17 protein-coding genes are annotated in these 17,160 nt (G+C 52.5%); 13 read left to right on the top strand and 4 right to left on the bottom strand.

Going from position 1 to position 17,160, the window contains the following annotated elements; genetic code table 11:
- Positions 1 to 92: 92 nt before the first annotated feature.
- The 8 genes from GX030_01530 to GX030_01565 all read left to right on the top strand — a co-directional run bounded on the left by GX030_01530 (position 93) and on the right by GX030_01565 (position 7,230).
- Positions 93 to 464, top strand: a complete 372-nt coding sequence (locus GX030_01530; protein NLV91061.1) for a CoA-binding protein — start codon at positions 93 to 95, stop codon at positions 462 to 464.
- A gap of 81 nt (positions 465 to 545) precedes the next feature.
- A complete protein-coding gene (locus GX030_01535; protein ID NLV91062.1) occupies positions 546 to 1,496 on the top strand; it encodes an aldo/keto reductase in 951 nt (316 codons plus the stop codon).
- A gap of 157 nt (positions 1,497 to 1,653) precedes the next feature.
- Entirely contained in the window at positions 1,654 to 2,451 is a 798-nt protein-coding gene (locus tag GX030_01540; GenBank protein ID NLV91063.1) for a class I SAM-dependent methyltransferase, read from the top strand.
- A 100-nt stretch (positions 2,452 to 2,551) separates the two neighbouring features.
- On the top strand, positions 2,552 to 3,064 hold the full coding sequence (locus tag GX030_01545) for a ferritin family protein (GenBank protein NLV91064.1): 513 nt from the start codon (positions 2,552 to 2,554) through the stop codon (positions 3,062 to 3,064).
- Between the two features lie 45 nt (positions 3,065 to 3,109).
- On the top strand, positions 3,110 to 3,793 hold the full coding sequence (locus GX030_01550; GenBank protein NLV91065.1) for a PAS domain-containing protein: 684 nt from the start codon (positions 3,110 to 3,112) through the stop codon (positions 3,791 to 3,793).
- 219 nt (positions 3,794 to 4,012) lie between these two features.
- On the top strand, positions 4,013 to 4,867 hold the full coding sequence (locus tag GX030_01555; protein ID NLV91066.1) for a sugar ABC transporter permease: 855 nt from the start codon (positions 4,013 to 4,015) through the stop codon (positions 4,865 to 4,867).
- Positions 4,868 to 5,008: 141 nt separating this feature from the next.
- Positions 5,009 to 6,295 (top strand): ABC transporter substrate-binding protein, encoded by a 1,287-nt coding sequence (locus GX030_01560; protein ID NLV91067.1) that lies wholly within the window; start codon positions 5,009 to 5,011, stop codon positions 6,293 to 6,295.
- Between the two features lie 86 nt (positions 6,296 to 6,381).
- Positions 6,382 to 7,230: a carbohydrate ABC transporter permease gene (locus GX030_01565; protein NLV91068.1), complete on the top strand. Its 849-nt coding sequence runs from the start codon at positions 6,382 to 6,384 to the stop codon at positions 7,228 to 7,230.
- A gap of 95 nt (positions 7,231 to 7,325) precedes the next feature.
- Here GX030_01565 and GX030_01570 read toward each other — a convergent pair whose 3' ends face one another.
- Positions 7,326 to 8,387: a hypothetical protein gene (locus GX030_01570; protein ID NLV91069.1), complete on the bottom strand. Its 1,062-nt coding sequence runs from the start codon at positions 8,385 to 8,387 to the stop codon at positions 7,326 to 7,328.
- A 276-nt stretch (positions 8,388 to 8,663) separates the two neighbouring features.
- On the opposite strand from GX030_01570, the gene GX030_01575 reads away from it, so the two are divergent.
- Complete coding sequence (locus tag GX030_01575) at positions 8,664 to 9,449, top strand: HAD family phosphatase (protein NLV91070.1); 786 nt, start codon at positions 8,664 to 8,666, stop codon at positions 9,447 to 9,449.
- A 285-nt stretch (positions 9,450 to 9,734) separates the two neighbouring features.
- A complete protein-coding gene (locus tag GX030_01580) occupies positions 9,735 to 9,998 on the top strand; it encodes a hypothetical protein (protein NLV91071.1) in 264 nt (87 codons plus the stop codon).
- Positions 9,999 to 10,185: 187 nt separating this feature from the next.
- Here the strand turns inward: GX030_01580 and GX030_01585 are convergent, their stop codons facing one another.
- Complete coding sequence (locus tag GX030_01585; GenBank protein NLV91072.1) at positions 10,186 to 11,406, bottom strand: sulfatase; 1,221 nt, start codon at positions 11,404 to 11,406, stop codon at positions 10,186 to 10,188.
- A 165-nt stretch (positions 11,407 to 11,571) separates the two neighbouring features.
- On the opposite strand from GX030_01585, the gene GX030_01590 reads away from it, so the two are divergent.
- Positions 11,572 to 11,994 carry an NUDIX hydrolase gene (locus tag GX030_01590; GenBank protein NLV91073.1) on the top strand — a complete coding sequence of 141 codons (423 nt, stop codon included), beginning with the start codon at positions 11,572 to 11,574 and terminating at the stop codon, positions 11,992 to 11,994.
- Between the two features lie 17 nt (positions 11,995 to 12,011).
- Here the strand turns inward: GX030_01590 and GX030_01595 are convergent, their stop codons facing one another.
- Entirely contained in the window at positions 12,012 to 13,208 is a 1,197-nt protein-coding gene (locus GX030_01595; protein NLV91074.1) for an aminopeptidase P family protein, read from the bottom strand.
- 173 nt (positions 13,209 to 13,381) lie between these two features.
- Positions 13,382 to 15,292, bottom strand: coding sequence for an ABC transporter substrate-binding protein (locus GX030_01600; protein NLV91075.1), 1,911 nt, complete (start codon positions 15,290 to 15,292; stop codon positions 13,382 to 13,384).
- A gap of 142 nt (positions 15,293 to 15,434) precedes the next feature.
- On the opposite strand from GX030_01600, the gene GX030_01605 reads away from it, so the two are divergent.
- The gene (locus GX030_01605) at positions 15,435 to 16,007 is read left to right on the top strand and encodes an AAA family ATPase (GenBank protein ID NLV91076.1); all 573 of its coding nucleotides are present in this window, start codon (positions 15,435 to 15,437) and stop codon (positions 16,005 to 16,007) included.
- 204 nt (positions 16,008 to 16,211) lie between these two features.
- Positions 16,212 to 17,123, top strand: a complete 912-nt coding sequence (locus GX030_01610; GenBank protein ID NLV91077.1) for a sugar phosphate isomerase/epimerase — start codon at positions 16,212 to 16,214, stop codon at positions 17,121 to 17,123.
- Positions 17,124 to 17,160 lie beyond the last annotated feature (37 nt).

A 17,160-nucleotide genomic window follows, 5' to 3' on the forward strand; every position in this document is an offset into this window, starting at 1 on the left:
TAGGCAGCTAAATGGTTAAACCAAGAGAAGCTGGGTAAGTATGATCGTAGCTGTCAGTAAGGGGGGATTTTCCGATGGATGGAAACATAGCAATGATGTTGGCGGAGAAAACCTGGGCGGTAATCGGGGTAACTCCCAATACCGATAAGTTTGGCTACAAGATTTGGAAGCGGCTCAAGGACCGGGGGTACGATGTCTATGCCGTCAATCCCAAATATGAGTCGATCGAAGGAGAACCCTGCTACTCTTCTTTGTCGGCGCTTCCCGTAAAGCCGGCGGTCATCGACTTTGTCGTTCGACGGAACATCACCCTGCAGACACTGCAGGAGGCCCATCAACTGGGGATCAAGAATGTGTGGTTTCAACCTGGAACCTACGATGAGGCCGTTAAGGAAAAGGCCAAGGAACTAGGAATGAACACGGTGTATGACTGTGTTCTGGTGCAACTGGGGAAGTCTGAGTAACCGAGGGAGTTAACCCTTCAAGAATTAATTCCTTCGGTGGTGGGAACTTGGTTTTTCAAGACACACGCGGAGGTGTATGGTTTGAAGTACAGACAGCTGGGGAAAGCTGGGATCAAGGTTAGTGAGATTAGTCTCGGTAGCTGGTTGACCTATGGCAATTCCGTGGAAAGGGACACTGCCGTCAGAACCATCGAGAAGGCCTACGAACTTGGAATCAACTCCTTTGATACCGCTAATGTCTATGCCCAGGGTGAGGCCGAGAGGATTGTCGGACCGGCCCTAAAACAGTTTAATCGGGATTCCTATGTCCTGGCAACCAAGGTCTTCTGGCCCATGGGTGATGGCCCCAATGATCGCGGTCTGTCGAGAAAACACGTCTTTGAGCAGCTGCACCACAGCCTCAGACGGCTAGAACACGACTATGTCGACATCCTCTATTGCCATCGCTTCGATCCCACGGTGAGACTGGAGGAAACCCTTAGAACCATTGAGGACATGATCCGGCAGGGTAAGGTGCTCTACATGGGCGTCAGTGAATGGACTGCAGCCCAGATCGTCGAGGGACTTCGGGTGCAGGATAGGTACTTATTGGACCGGATCGTGGTTAACCAGCCGGTTTACAACCTCTTCAACCGGTACATCGAGGAGTCTGTAGTGCCCACCTGTCTTGACAATGGCATCGGGTTGATAGTCTTTTCCCCGCTGGCTCAGGGGTTGTTGACCGGTAAGTATCGTAAGGGTCAGGAGATTCCCCAGGACAGCCGGGCCGCGGACCCCAAGGCCAACCAGTCCATTACCCGGATGTTGACCGATGCTAATCTGGAGAAGGTGGAGCAGCTAATCAAAATCGCTGAGGAACTAGGCGTTACTCTGGCTCAACTGTCCTTGGCTTGGATTCTGCATCAACCGGGAATTAGCAGTGCTTTGATTGGCGCCAGCAAACCCAGTCAAGTGGAGGAGAACGTCAAGGCCATTGATATCGAGCTTTCCTCCGAAGTACTGGAGCGAATTGAAAACATCATGCAAGGATAGTTGATGTAACATACTGTAAGATCTTGCTGCAATAGCCGGGCCCAGTGCCTGGCTATTTTTCTCAAGGAAGTCGGTAACCTGAGACGAACCTAGTTGCGATAGAATGATTGTCTACATAAAGTGGTTGACTTCCCGCAAGGGGGAGAGATGGAGAGCAATGACTGCAAATTTTGACTTGAGCAAGGAGCAGTACCGGGATAGCTCTCGATTGTCGGCCAGGGCACAGATTTACCGCTACTCCACCAATCCTCAGCCCTGGTTTAATTGGGTGGCCGATAACATTAAGATTGATCTGGGAAGTAGGGTTTTGGAGCTGGGTTGTGGGACCGGTGCTTTGTGGAAGCACCTGCTGGGTACCCTTCCCGAGGATGCGGATGTAGTTCTCTCCGATCTCTCGCCGGGGATGCTGCAGGAAGCCCGACAGGATCTCAGCAGCGACGATCCTCGGTTTAGCTACCGGATCATCGATGCCATGGACATTCCCTATGAGGCTGGGACCTTCCAGGTAGTAATCGCCAATCACATGCTGTATCATGTGCCGGATCTAGATGTGGCTTTATCGGAATTTTGCAGGGTATTGCAGCCTGGAGGGGTGTTGTACGCAACTACCGTGGGTAATAGACATTTGGCCGACATTAAGGAGTGGCTGCAGGAATTCGACTCCCGATTGGTGATCGACTCTCTGCTCCTTTCCCCCTTCACCTTGGAAAACTGCCAAGATAGCCTGCTGCGTCACTTTGAGGATGTTGAAGTTAGGCTGTTTCCCAATGAACTCAAAGTACCCTCCTTGGAGTCATTACTTGATTACGCGCTGTCGATGCTATCTCAGAAGCAACTAGCCGAGATAGCCGCCAAGTTAGATAGCTTAGCCAGTTTCTTGGAGACCAAGAGATCCGATGATGGTCATTTTCTTCTGCCGACGGCTACAGGAATGGCCATAGCAAAGAGCCGCTAATAAGCTAGGGGAGAACAAGCAGGGATCCAGTCTCTAAGCACGAACCGATACCGATATGGTCTTTTGGCGACCGTAGAGGATCAAGAAGGAGGCTTATAAGGTGAGGGATATTTACACCTTTGCAATTGAAATGGAGGAAGAGGGGATCGAATACTATCGGAAACTGACTAAACAAGCCCCCCATCGGCGGCTCAGACGCATCTTCGAGGTCTTGGCAGAGGAAGAGGAACGTCATATTCATGCCATCTACTGTCTCATTGAAAAACGGCCCTGGGGCCCTAAAAGCGACCTAATTCCCGAGGCCAAGGCTGCCTTTGCGGCAATCATCGATGAAGGCTTTGAAGTGGATCCGACAACGCCCCTGGCGATGCAGTATGCCAAGGCATATCGGCATGCCTATGAGGTGGAGAGGAAGAATCGAGATGTTTATCTCGACTTTGCCGCCAAGGCCCGGGAGAAGAAGGATAAGATTGCAGAAAATGTTTTCCTAGAGTTAGCCGACGAAGAAGCCCGCCATATGATCCTCGTAGATATCCTATTCAAGACAGTGACGGAACCTCTGCGCTGGACAGAGAGCGAAGAATTTCTGCAGTGGCAAGCCCTGGCCCAGTAGGTAGCTTGTGATAGGATGAACACTATGCACTTGAGGAGAAGGGAATTGTTTGTAGCTAGGCACGGACCCAAAATCAATAGAGATTGTGTGCAGAAATGGTTTCGGTATCATTCTTTGACCGCAATAGCAATCTTAGATCGAGATTTTAACTTTATAGAAGTTAATGAGCTGTACGCTCGGAGAGACGGAAGGCGTCCGGAGGATTTCCCTGGGCTCAACCATTTTGAGCTTTACCCCTCCGATGCTCGGGAGATCTTCGAGAAAGTTGTCGCTACCAAACGCCCCTTTACAGCCTACGAGCGCCCCTTTGTGTATGAAAACAGCCCAGAACAGGGCGAAACCTTTTGGGATTGGACACTAGTTCCGCTGCTTTCTTCTGACGGCGAGGTGGAGTACCTGGTGCTGTCTCTTAACGAAGTGACTGAAAGAGTGAAGCTGGAGCGAGAGGTGCGTCGTCTAGAAGGATTACGTTTACTCCACAGTTTACTTCCGATCGTGGAGCATGAATTGCGCAATCCCTTAGCCAGCATGAGGAGTGTCCTGCAGTTAATTATTCTCCAGCGTCGCCATCGTGACCTCGAAGACACCTTAGCTTCAGTCATCGCAGAACTTGACAAGATGACGGGAATTATTAACCGATTCTCTCAGTCGATAGAAGACCATTGTGCCGGTTTGGACTTCAGTGATTTGCGCGCAGCAGCCCAATCTATCCTTTCGAGGCAGTGCTAGGGGAATCTAATTAGGCGGTCATAGCCCTTTCCGTTGTTGCGGAGGGCTTTTTATTATGCAATTCTGAGGGCCCCATAGCAAAGCGGATAACTGAATAGAAAAAATTGTGAGAAGATTAAAGGAATATGAATCTTGGGACGGAACCTTATCCTCAAAGCTATCCGGAAGGGGTTGATTGCCATTAAACGAGGGTCTGCTATAACCAAACGAAATCGACTCATGGGTCTGCTTTTCGTCTCTCCTTGGATCATCGGATTTACTGTTTTTACTCTCTATCCCTTTGTGATGTCCATCTACCTAAGCTTGACCAAGTATAGTGTCTTGGCCCCTGCCGAGTTTATTGGGTTGGACAATTACCGAACTCTCTTTGGGGACAACTTGTTTTGGACCTCATTATACAATACCTTCTACTTCTGTGCCTTTTCGGTACCCTTGGGTGCCATCATCGGCGTGCTCCTGGCCCTGTTGTTAAATCAGAACGTCGGGGGAATGGCGGTATATCGAACGGTTTATTACTTACCGTCCATCGTTCCCATTGTAGCCTCGTCTATTGTCTGGATGTGGCTCTTTAACCCCTATTACGGTGTGATCAACGCTTTGCTGGAGTTGGTTGGGATTCAAGGTCCCGGCTGGATTGCCGATCCGGCGTGGTCAAAACCCGCGTTGATTATCATGAGCTTGTGGGGAGTAGGAAATGCAACCTTGATTTATCTAGCCTCTTTGCAGGATGTTCCCGTTTCCCTGTATGAATCGGCGGAACTTGATGGAGCCAGTGCCTGGCACAAGACCATCCACATTACCATCCCTATGATCACACCCACCATTCTCTTCAACGTGATCATGGGTCTAATTAACTCATTCCAGTATTTCACCCAAGCCTATATCATGACCAACGGAGGGCCCGCGGATTCAACCCTCTTTTATTCCCTCTACCTATATAACAACTCATTCCGTTACTTCAAAATGGGATATGCATCGGCCCAGGCCTGGATCCTGTTTGTGATCATTATGTTTTTCACCTTGCTGCTACTGCGCAGTTCTCGATCCTGGGTGTACTACGCCGGTGAGCGCTAGGGCTTTGGAAACGGGTCAAGAAAGAAAGCTCTTTCGATCTCGTCAAGCCGGAAGACTGCTCTAAGGGTGGGAGGTGAGACATCGGACACTAGTTGGTCATTCTTGTCTTCACCATATCACAAGGAAAGGGAGGAGCATGCAGTGAAACGGATTAGCCTGTTGGTTCCGATTCTCTTGGTATTGCTGCTGGCAACCACCGTCGTCGCCGCAGCGGAGGAAGTAACTATTACATTGTGGCACGGTTGGACCGGTGCCTGGACCCACGTCATCGACGAGGTCATTGAGATGTTTGAGGAGGCCCATCCTGGGATCAAAGTCAATGCCCTCGTGGTTCCCTATGATGAGCGGGATACGAAGTTGATGGCAGCCATTGCCGCGGGAGATCCCCCGGACATTATCTACACCATGGGGAACGTCATCTCCTATGCAGCTCGGGGAGCCATCATTCCCATCGATGAGCTGATGACCGAGGATGAGCTGCGGGAGTACAAGGAGTATCAGTATCCCCTGTGGACTGCCAACGAGTATGCTGGGCATTTGTGGTCCTTCCACGGGTTTGTCGATGTGATGGGCTTGTACTACAACAAGAACCACTTCCGGGAAGTGGGTCTGGACCCCGATAGCCCACCGACGGATATCGCTACCCTGGATCTCTATGCCGAGAAGCTAACGAAGTATAACCAGGCTAGGCAAATCGAGCGGGCAGGATTCCTTCCCGATGATTTGTACCAGTGGGCCAACGTTTTCGGCGGTCAGTGGTTAGATGGTGAAGAGATCACCGCCAACCATCCCAAGAACGTGGAGGCGGCTGAGTGGATTGCCTCCTATTCGAAGAAGTACGATGTCCGCCGGATTGTAGCCTTTAACTCCAGCCTGGCCACTGAGCGTTCCCAGGCGCTGGATCCCTTCATCTCTGAGAAGTTCTCCATGCAGCTGATGGGTCAGTGGAAGGTACTGGACATTGCCCGTTACGCCGCCGACGACTTCGACTATGGCGTCGTTCCCCTACCTGCACCTCCAGGAGGGCGGAAGAACGCGATGATTGTTCCCTCGGGATACGGCTTAATTCCCAAGGGCGCCAAGCATCCTCGGGAAGCTCTGCAGTACCTGCTCTTCTGGGTAGGCAAGGGCTTTGAGGAGCAGCGAGCCAAGATCTTTACGATGGGTGGATGGTTCCCGCTGGCGGACAAAGTCACCGAGGAGCCGATTTACCAAGACTATATCCGGCAGTATCCGCAATTGGGCGTATTCAGCGAGATTCTTCGCAATACCGAGCCCACAGGATTTGCCACTCCCGTTGAGCTCTTCTACCTCGACCGAATCAACAACGCTCGGGACCGCATTCGCCTCTTGCAGGGCGGTACTCCCCAGAGCATCCTAGATCAGGTAGATAGAGAGGTAGAGGCAGAACTGGCGAAACTGAAATAAGCTGCTTCGGGCCGCGAGTAGGTATGACCATATCGGTCATACCTACTCCGGTGCTTTCATCAGTGAGGAACTAGGAGGGACACACTATGTCGGCTAGAACCAGCATCAAACAACGGGACTTAATTCGTCGCGTGCTTTCCCATTTTGTTCTCATCACCTTTGGCCTTGTTTTTATCCTACCCTTGGTCACCATGGTGACAACGGCATTGAAACCAGACCAACAGATCTTTGCTTGGCCTCCCGTTTGGATTCCCAGTCCGCTGATGTGGAGCAACTTCCCTCGGGCCTTGACCTTTGTCCCCATGCTGGTGTACGCGAAAAACACCGTTACCATCACTGCCCTTAGTGTGATCGGGGTAACCCTGTCCAGTCCCTTGGTGGCCTATGGGTTGGCCCGGATTGATTGGCCGGAACGCAATATCCTGTTTATCATAATCATCTCTACGATGATGATTCCTTACCAGGTGACGATGATTCCCGTCTACCTGTTGTTCAACGCCTTTGGTTGGACCAATACCTATCTGCCCTTAATTGTCCCTAGCTTTTTTGGGAGCCCCTTCTTCATCTTCCTGTTAAGACAGTTCTTTATGACCATTCCCCAGGAACTATCGGATGCGGCCCGGATTGATGGGTGTACGGAGTTCGGTATTTTCCGCCGGGTAATTCTGCCCTTGGCCAAGCCGGCCTTGGCGGTAGTAGCCCTCTTTCAATTTATCTGGACCTGGAATGATTTCCTCGGGCCCTTGATTTACCTCAAAGATCAGACCCTATACACCCTGTCCCTGGGACTGCAGCAGTTTCAAAGTGGTTATCAGACAGAATGGGCCTTGCTGATGGCAGCAGCCACCATGATGACGGTGCCGATTATCGTCCTGTTCTTCTTCACCCAAAGGACCTTTATCCAGGGAATCACCTTGACTGGCATCAAGGGATAAGAAGGACGCTGATCCAACGTGACAAGGAAAAACAGGGATGTTACCGCCCAAAAGGCGGTGGCATCCCTGTTGTTGTGTTGTCCCTTGGTTGGGGATTAAAAGTCGGTAAACTCTCTGGCCGTCTCGACAAAGGCGATTACATTCTCCCAAGGCACATCGGGTTCAAGGACGTGGGTGGGGGCCAGTACCAGCCCGCCGTTGTAACCTAGGCGTCGGATGCGGTCCTTGGTGTACTCCCGCACTTCTTGAGGGGTACCAAAGGGCATGATGCTTTGGGTTCCGATGGTGCCCCAGAGACTGATTTGGTCCCCATACTCTCGCTTGATCATCTCTGGGTCGATACACTCTGGTTGTATGGGGTTGAGAACGTCAACCCCAATTTCAATCAGGTCGGGAATAATGGGTAGGATCATGCCATCGCTGTGATACCACACGTGAATATCGGGGTTTACCCCTTTAGCGGCGGCAATGCCCCTGGCCAGGCGAGGCTTGAACCACTGACGCCACATATCGGGGCTCATCAGCATTGCCTTTTGGGTGCCGACGTCATCTCCGGTCTTGAGCATATCCACTCCGGCCTGGGCCAGCTTCTTGGCGGTCACACTGTTGATGTCGGTGATCCTGTCCAGAAGGGCAGTGGCAAATTCTGGGTTGAGAACGAGATCGGCCAAGAGGTTTTCCATGCCCCGCATATACCAGGCCATCTCAAAGATATGGCCGGCAAAGCCTTGGACAAAGTAACCGGCAGAATGCAGCCCTTCTACCTGCTCCGGGAGGTGTGCATAGCGATACTCTGCAGTTACATCGGGAAAGGGATACTCCTCCAGCTCAGCCATCGTTGTCATGGCCTGGAGGGGGTGGATCATTTTCGTGAAGTGATACATCGATCCCGGTCGGTGGGCTACTCCCCATTCGTCAACGACGGTTCCCTCGGGCATTGTCTCCGGCAGATAGCGGCTGAAGTCACTCATGTGTTTGGTGGGTTGTAATCCTACCGTGCGAATATCCAGGTCAAAGTAGTCGTCGGGATCGGTGGCACCGGTTTCCTCCCGGAATTTATCTAACATGGGCGGGGTAAAGCTCAGTTCAAAGGGAGTTCGGTCGGGACGGCGATGGGATAGGGCGGCTAACACTCGCTCCCGGGGCGTTAGTGACATAATCTCACCTCTTACTCAGATATGAAAGTGCCGTAGCGCTCTCTACATCCCTGGTTGCTGGGACGTAGGTTTGCCTATAGGGTTCCGCTTCCCGGGGCAAAACCCTGGAAAGATTGCCAATAATGGTAAAATTACAACGAAGATCTGCATGATGGCTTCTGGCCGACCAAAAAGGGATTGAGACCAGGTGATAATGCGACTGATGACTGGCCTAGCAGGAACCTTTTGCCTTGCTGCTAAATAAGTCCATAGCATGGAACCAGGAGGAGAACAAAGATGGAAATCCCACACCTTGTTGCACTGGATTTGGATGGAACCCTGATTAACCCCGACGCCACCATTGCAGCCAAGACCCTGCAGCAGCTGGCAAGACTGCACAAGCACCAAGTTATTATCGCTATTGCCACCGGAAGACCAGCCGAGGATACCCTTAGGTTTATGGAGGGCAATGGCATCGGTGGAAGCACCGGTTATCCCGAGTTTCTGATCTGTGAGGAAAGAGATATATATGAGTTGAAGGATGGTCAGTATCAACCCTGGTGCCCCTGGAATCAGGAGGCTTTGACCACGGAAAGGGACCTGCTGCCTCGGGCCCGGGAGATTATCCAGGAGTTTTCCCGGCAGTATCCCCACCTCACCTTTAGGCTCAACGACGAGGCGACCCAGGAGAGAAGGGGGTTTGTTGAAGCCGTCTTTCCCGATCCCGAGACGGCTTTAGCGGCTCATACCAAACTACTGGATTTAATGGGTGCCGATAACCTGCGCCCGGTAAGAAACCATCGCGGGATCGCCCTGCGGTTTCCCATCCTTGGCAAAGGCCCCATTCTAGCCAAACTCAGCGAACATCTCGGTATTCCCCCGGAGTTGGTGCTGGCCATGGGTGACTCACAAAACGATATGGGAATGCTGCAGCGATTCCTTCCGGCAACTACCGGGAATGCTGACCAAGAGGTTAAGGAGTTGGTAGAAGCCCGGGGCGGTATTATTGCTCAGCGAGAGCGCAGTGAAGGAGTGGGTGATGTCCTCGAGATGATTGTCACCCGCCTAGAAGAGATTGCCTAGCGAAAACGCGCCGAGTATTTCCAGAAGCTAATTCCGGAAAAAATAGCTCCGAAGGGGATTTTCCGTGAAGGACGCTTGGAAATAAAGTATAAATAGAGATAAAGGCAGAGTATACGCAGAAAGGAGGTGGGCCAGGGTGAGAGTTTTTGGCCTTGTCGCTAAAGCAAACACAATGGATTGGCCCGCCGAAATCAAGGTGATGGAAGGGATCCATCACAGATAGACTGCGTCGTCGCAGTCTAGTGGGGGCCAACGCAGCAACAATCTACAGGAGGATGTTGGCCCATGTACTTGAACGCAGAAGATGTCTTACCACCGAGTCTCCTCCGACAGGTACAAAAGTATGTTAGTGGACGGGAACTTTATATCCCTCGGGAATCCGGGGAACGGGTCGGATGGGGACAGCGCAACGGAACCAGAAGAAAGCTGCAGTTGCGCAACCAGGAGATTCGCAGGCGTTACCAGGAAGGTGAGCCGATTCATGCCTTGATGGAGGCATATCATCTCAGCTATGACAGTATTCGCAAGATTGTCAGAGCGAAAGAATGATTCCTACGAAAACTGGGTACGCTGGAGTTGCGGATTCTTGGTAAGCTATCATTGGGATCAGGCCGAGATTGGTCCCGACGAGGAGGTGGTTGATATGATCAACCCGAGGTGGAGTGAGGCCTAATAGGCTTTGACTCCGTTAGGGGAATGCGGATAGGCTGCCTGAGCCTATCCGCATTTTGTAGTTTTAGTGCTTCCCAGCAGGACGCTGCTCTCTAATTTCTCCATCGAAGACTTCCATCTTGGCGATTAATTTCTCAACTAAGCCGGGATAGCGATCCGCTAGGTTATAGCTTTCTCCGGGATCGATACTGAGGTCAAAGAGTTGGGGCATCTCCCTGCGGTCTTCCCCACGAAAGCCTCGAGCCACATGGAGTTTCCACTTGCCCACCCGAATGGCGTTGAGACTGTCGGCAGCATAGAAGTAGAGGGCTTCGTGGGGGCTGCCGCCTTGGTTGAGGAATAGGTGCCAAATGTCCCGACCGTCAATGATGCGATCCTGGGGCACCTCTCCGCCGGCTAGTTTGGTCAGGGTGGGTAGTAGGTCCATCTGGCTGGCTGGTTGTTCACAGAGGGTGCCGGCAGGAATGACCCTGGGCCATTGGGCTACGAAGGGCATTCTCACGCCCCCTTCATACACGTCAAACTTCCGTCCTCGTAATCCCCCGGTACTTCCTTCATACCACGGCCCGTTGTCACTGGTGATCATCAGCAGGGTGTTATCCAGGAGATCAAGTTCCTCTAAAGTATCCATAAGTCGTCCCAAATGCCAGTCAATACACTCAATGGTATCTCCGTAGGTGCCTGCCGCTGATTTACCGCGAAACTCTTCCTCTACATGCAGGGGGATGTGGGGCATGGTATGGGCTAAGTAGATGAAAAAGGGCTGATCCTTGTGCTCTTGGATGAACTCAATGGCTTTGTCGGTGTAACGGCGGGTGAGGGTGGCTTGATCCGGTGGTGACTCGATGACCCTTTCATTTTCGTAGAGGGGAAGGGGGTCCATGTCGTTGCTGTAGGGAAGTCCGAAGAAGTAGTCAAAGCCGTGTTGACGGGGCATATGCTCTGGTCGGCAACCTACGTGCCATTTGCCTAGGGCGCAGGTTGCGTAGCCCTGGGCTTTGAGGCAATCGGCAATGGTCACCTCGGCTTGGGTTAAGCCTTCTTCGTCCTCGGGAAAGAGCACCCGTGACAGTCCGCTGCGCTGGGGATATCTACCGGTTAAAATACCCACTCGGGATGGTGTGCAGATGGGTGCCGCAGCGTACATCTGGGTGAACTTCACTCCGGCCCCGGCTACCTTGTCCATATTTGGGGTCCTGATGGGTGTGTTGGAATAACAGCTCATGTCGCCGTAACCCATATCATCCATGAAGATCAGGATCATGTTAGGTTTTGCCATAGGCATACTAGTCACTCCTTGGGCAGAAAGGTTTGTACCTTGACTTGGAACTTGGCAAGAGTGCGTTGGTGTATTCTTACGACCAGAGCCCCTGGGGACCTCCTTACCTTCGCAGGAAGGTATCGGGGTTATCGGGAAGGAGTATGGGACCTCAAGGCAAGGAGTGGACATATGCAAGGCTATAACCTAATCCTGATCTACAATCCCTCTGGGGAGAAGCTGTTGATGTGCAAACGGGCGAAGGAGCCTTACAAGGGGCTTTGTAATGTGGTAGGCGGCAAAATTCAGCCCGGGGAGACGGGGCTGGCTGCCGCCTATCGGGAACTCTATGAAGAAACGGGGATAACCGAGGAAGACGTAACCCTCTACCACTTCATGGATTTGACCTACTACGCTTCTGATCTTTATCTCGAGGTCTATGTCGGGCGACTGCGCTGCCCGGTGACCTTGACCCCAGAGAAAAACGAACTGCTCTGGGTAGAGTTGACGGAAAACTTCTTTGATACCTCCCGGTATGCCGGGGAAGGTAACCTCGGGCATATTGTCGAGCAGGTGCGGATCTACCAGGACCGAGTCCTTGCCGTTACCCCTTAGTTTTTCGTCGTCTTCTGCTATCCTGTGATATAGAGCAATTCCTCCTGCTTCGTGGACAAATACTGGAATCCAGTTTCGGTCACCAGGATGTTTTGCTCGAAATTGAACATCCCTACGTCGGGCAGCTTGATGCCGCATTCGACGGCAAAGCAGTTGCCTACCTCCAAGGGAAGCAGAACACTGCTGCCATACCGTTCCCACTTAGGCCCAAGAACGAGGGAGCCGTCATGGGCTGAGCGGCCAATCTCATGTCCCATGGCGTAGCCCCACTCGGGATAGCCCCGGTCGGCGATGACTTGACGCATGGGCGTATCCACCTCTACGCCGGTAATCCCCGGTCGAATTACCTTTTCGCCGGCTTCCAGGATGGCCAACATGTCTTGGAAGGCACGCTGCACCCTGGGAGGGGCCGCTGTTTCACCGGGTTTGAGCACATACCAGGTACGCTGCAAATCACAGCAGTATCCCTCCACCTTAACTCCAAAATCCACTACCAGGGTCTGGCCCCCTTGGAGGATGATATCGGCTTCGGGAAAGGCGTGCCCCGTCGGTGAATCCGGTCCACAGTACACCCCTGGACAGGAGGCAGCAAACCAAGCCGGCTCCACTTGATAAAACTCCATTCGCTGGTGGAACCAACGGAAAATGTCTAGCTCCGACATTCCTGGCTTGATGTGGGTAGAGACCTCGTCTAGGATTTTCTCAGCCACCGCGATGGCCTTTCCGATGGCCTCTATCTCTGCCGGGGTCTTACGCCCCCGCACTGCGGTGACGATGGGGTCTGAGGAAACAAAGCGATGGGGAAATTCCGTGTCCTCCAACAGGTTGCAAAGGAGCAAATACATGCCATGGGTTAGTCCATCGGCAGCGACGTTGTCCAGGGAATAGTTTAGGGCAATGTGTCTGGGGTTTAGCCGCCGCAGTGTGTCAACCAGTGGCCTTTTGATCCCTTGTGTATACCCGATGACTTCCTGGAAGGAACCTATGGTCTGTACCGCTTGCATGTCACCGTCGCCAACGATGGCAATGCTGTCTCCTCCCTGAGTAATGATAAAGGCCGAATTCCAGGTGACGTTAGCGCCGAGGATCAGATCCAAGGCGGGCTCCCCCGAGGAGTCGCTTTCCCTGGTAAAGGTCAGCCAGCAGTCAATATCCCTTTCTCTGAGGACCTCAACGGCCTGTCGCACTTTCTCCTGGGCAATTGTGTTGCTCAAACTGTAATCCCTCCTAAAGATCTTTGCTGCAATATTCGCCCTTGCAGGTAGAGGGCCTGCATAGTACTGGGCTGGCTTAATTGAATACACAAGAAGGGGCTGTCTTCGTCTTTCAAGGAAGATGAAGACAGCCCCTGTCGGTACGAGTTAGACTATAGAACCAGTGTTACCGCCTACTTGATGAACCACTGCTCTGGATAGGCTATTCGCCACCAGCCCATATCGTCGCCCCAGGGTCGGGTTTCTGGGAAATTGTGCAGGCGATTAGATGAGACAATGGGTCTTTGGGATAGTCCTACCGTTCCGATAATCCACAGATTCTCCGCTTGACTGGACCAGATCTCATCGGCCAGTCTTTGGTAGTCTTCCTCGGTCTCCACGGTATACCATGCTTGAAACGCGTTCATGAACTCCATGAAGGCCTCCGCTGCTGGACCACTGGGTTCCATGCCCTGGGCGCCGTCGGTGTTGAGCCATTGCTTCCAGGCATAGGCCCATGGGATATCGGAGCTGCCGGGATTGAACTTAGTCATGTCCGGGAGATTCACCCGAGACTCCATCATCCGGTCGGTATGCCAGACAGCGACACCAATCTCACCGGCCTGGGCCATGGTGGTATACAGGGATCGCTCATGGGAGCTGAGCACTGTATGGATGCCCACTGCCTCCCAGTAGCTTTGCACCAATTCCAGCACCGAGTTGGCAAAGGGCAGGGAAGCGGAATAGTCGATGGCCACCGTCAAGGCTGTACCATCGGGATGTCGGCGCCATCCGGAAGGACCTCGCTCTAGACCCAATTCATCCAGCAGTTGATTGGCTCTGTCGGGGTCGTATTGTGCATAGGATTGGGCCCACTCTTCTTTATAGAAGCTGTTTGTGGGATGTACCGTCGCCTGCATCGGTACTCCCAGGCCAAAGAAGACCAAGTCGTTGATCTCTTCCCGATTGATGGCCAGCGATAGGGCTTGACGGAACTTGGCCTGTTGGTAGACTTCTCTGAGCTTCGGGTCCTTGTGGCTGAGGTTAAAGCCAATTCCAATCTCCGCCGGGACAGTGCTGGGCCAGAGGTGAACGCGGTAATCGCCCCGTTCCTCGTTCTCCTTGAGAACGGGGATATCAGAGATCTCCAGGTTCATACCGCAGATGTCCAAGTCTCCGCTGCTGGCTCTAATCACCATAGTTTCCCGTTCGAGAACTTCGACGGTAATTTCATCGATATAGGGCAGTTGATTACCGGCGGGGTCAACGGCGCCATAGTAGGGATTGCGCTGCAAGACAATGCGGTTGGGCCGGCGAGCGGTAATCACCCAGGGGTTAATCGTTGGCAGGTCTAGGTCTGACTGCCCCGGTCCGATGGTGCGGTGATTCCCGAAGGCCTGATACCAGAATTCAAATCCCTCTTGTCGGGCTAATTCGTTGGCCTGGGGGTTGTAATTGATATGCCATTTCTTCAGGTAATGCTTGGGATGGAACATATTCCCCTGCCGGGAACCCCAGTATGCCAAGTACGACATGATGGGTTGGAAGGGAACAGCAAAGTGAATTCTGATGGTGTAGTCATCGACTTTTTCAAATCTAGCTAACTCGCCGCCGGGACGCCAGATGGCTGGTTTGACCGGAGTCAGCTCGTCGTTGAGGATCACATCTTCCCACCAGAACATGATGTCATCGGCGGTGAAGGGATGTCCATCGGACCATTTTAGCCCTTCCCGTAGGAAGATTGTCAGAGTGCGATTGTCATCGGTAAACTCATACCCCTTGGCGATATAAGGGATAATCTGCCCACTGTCTGGATCGACCCAGAACAGATAGGGAATTCGAATATGAGAGTGTCCATCGCTAGAGGGAGAATTGGGCTCGATGGTGGCGGTTCTCAGGGTACCGCCGTAAACTCCAATTTCATCCAAGGGCTCAATTACCAAGGGCTCTAGGGGTAACCTCTCCTCCACCGGCGGCAATACACCCTCTTCCACCAAAGCAGCCAACATCGGGGATTCATTGTAGGCCAACGCTCCACCGACGAAAAGACACAGGACGACAAGACTGATACTGACCACCAAACTCAAATCACGTATGCGCCTCAATGATCAACTCTCCTTTCTTCCTGTTAGTACTATTCTTTGGTAAGGTTGGATTTATTATGCAGGAAGAGTCGGCGCAGACCATGCTTCAAGCAGGGCAGTCTGCCCTATCGACGAAGGAAACAATTCTTAGTGAGGTGATTCGATGACAATAAGAGAAGACAGGGCTGCGGGATCCCGACTAGACCGACAGGGATTGTTTGTCATCACCGGAATTATGGCTGCCGGCAAGTCAACCATTGCTCAGTTGTTGGCTGAGCGGTTTGCCAAAGGAGTACATGTGCGAGGTGATATCTTTCGGCGGATGATTGTCTCCGGGCGAGAGGAAATGACACCGGGGTATTCCCAAGCGGCTCTCGATCAGTTGAAGCTGCGCTATCGATTGGCGGCGGCAACGGCTGAGGCCTATTTTGCCGCGGGATTCAGCGTCGTTGTCCAGGATAATATTTACGGTCCTGATCTTATCGATTTCATTCAGCTGATCTGCAGTCGCCCTTTATATGTAGTTGTCCTCTGTCCCCGGGCCGAGGTAGTTCTTGCCCGGGAGGCAAGCCGTGGTAAGCGGGGGTACGGTGAGTGGACGGTGGAGGAGCTGGATCGTGAGTTTCGTGAAAAAACCCCAAGAATTGGATTGTGGTTGGATACTTCGGAGCAAACTCCCCAAGAAACGGTAGAGGAGATTTTGCGGCGAGTTTGGACAGAAGGAGAAATAACCTAAATCAAGGCAGGATCCCTAGATTTTGCCTGTGGGCTAAGGATTTCCCCTAGGGCTGTCGATTCAAGTAGTGTGAAGCGCAGTCACATTCAGAGCTATGCACCTAGCTGGTGGAATTCCTTTCCCTCATAGAGAGTTTACCTTGTGTTTTCCCTGGGGGAATGGGTCACTGGAGAGGATGAATCGATAGCACCGAAGGGGAACTTTATGTTGAAGGTTAAGTTTGCCGTCTTCACGACGATGCTCCCTGCATGGACTACCGAGGAAGCGATTAGAAAACTAGCTGTAATGGGGTACGATGGGATCGAACTGCGGGTTGCGCCAGTGGGGAACTCGCCAACCACTGGATCGTCGATTGGGCATGTAAACCTGTGTACTCTCAATTTAGACCATCTCACTGCCGAAGCCAAAGCCCTGCAGCCTATTTGCCGAAGTAACGGAATTGCTGTGGCCAGCTTGGCCTCCTATCTGCCGGTGACCCAGTTGGACCGGATGGAGGAGGTTTTCGAGGCCGCCAGGATCCTGCACTGTCCCTTGGTACGAGTGAATGCTGCGGGATACTCGGCTAGCCCGCTTTCAGAGGCGGAATACCAGCGGAGGGTGAATCACTTCGCCAAGGTAGTGGAGCTGGCCCGGCAGTACGAAGTTAAGGCTGGTATTGAGCTGCGCTGTAGTGGCTGTGCCCCCACCGAGAGTTTAGGCTACCGGCTGGCGACTAACTTCGATCCCCGGTTTGTAGGGTTGATCTACGAACCCGGTTATCTGCCTTTTGGTGGTGGGCAGGAATATCACGAGGGGCTTGAACTCCTTGGTCCCTACTTGGCCCAGGTGCGCTGCAAGAACATCCAGTGGCGTCTCGATGAAGAGGCTGAGTCCGGTGTCATCGATTACTATCCCCTTTCGGCACCGATTCACCATGGTCTGGTTAATTGGCGCAAGATCCTGGCTGCTTTGCGGGCCTTGGATTATAGGGGTTGGATCAGTATTGAAGACTTTAGTCTCTGGGCCGGCACCGAGGAGAAAGTCCGTCACAATCTAGTCTACATGCAAAACATGAAGCAATTGGTTGAGGGACTCAGCTTTGAAGAAAGCCTCTCCCGTGATGTGGGGAGAGGCTGATAGAACCCAGTGTCAACGGAGGATTTCCTGTCCGGCT

This window comes from Bacillota bacterium (assembly GCA_012727955.1).
Taxonomy (GTDB): Bacteria; Bacillota; Limnochordia; order DTU087; family JAAYGB01; genus JAAYGB01.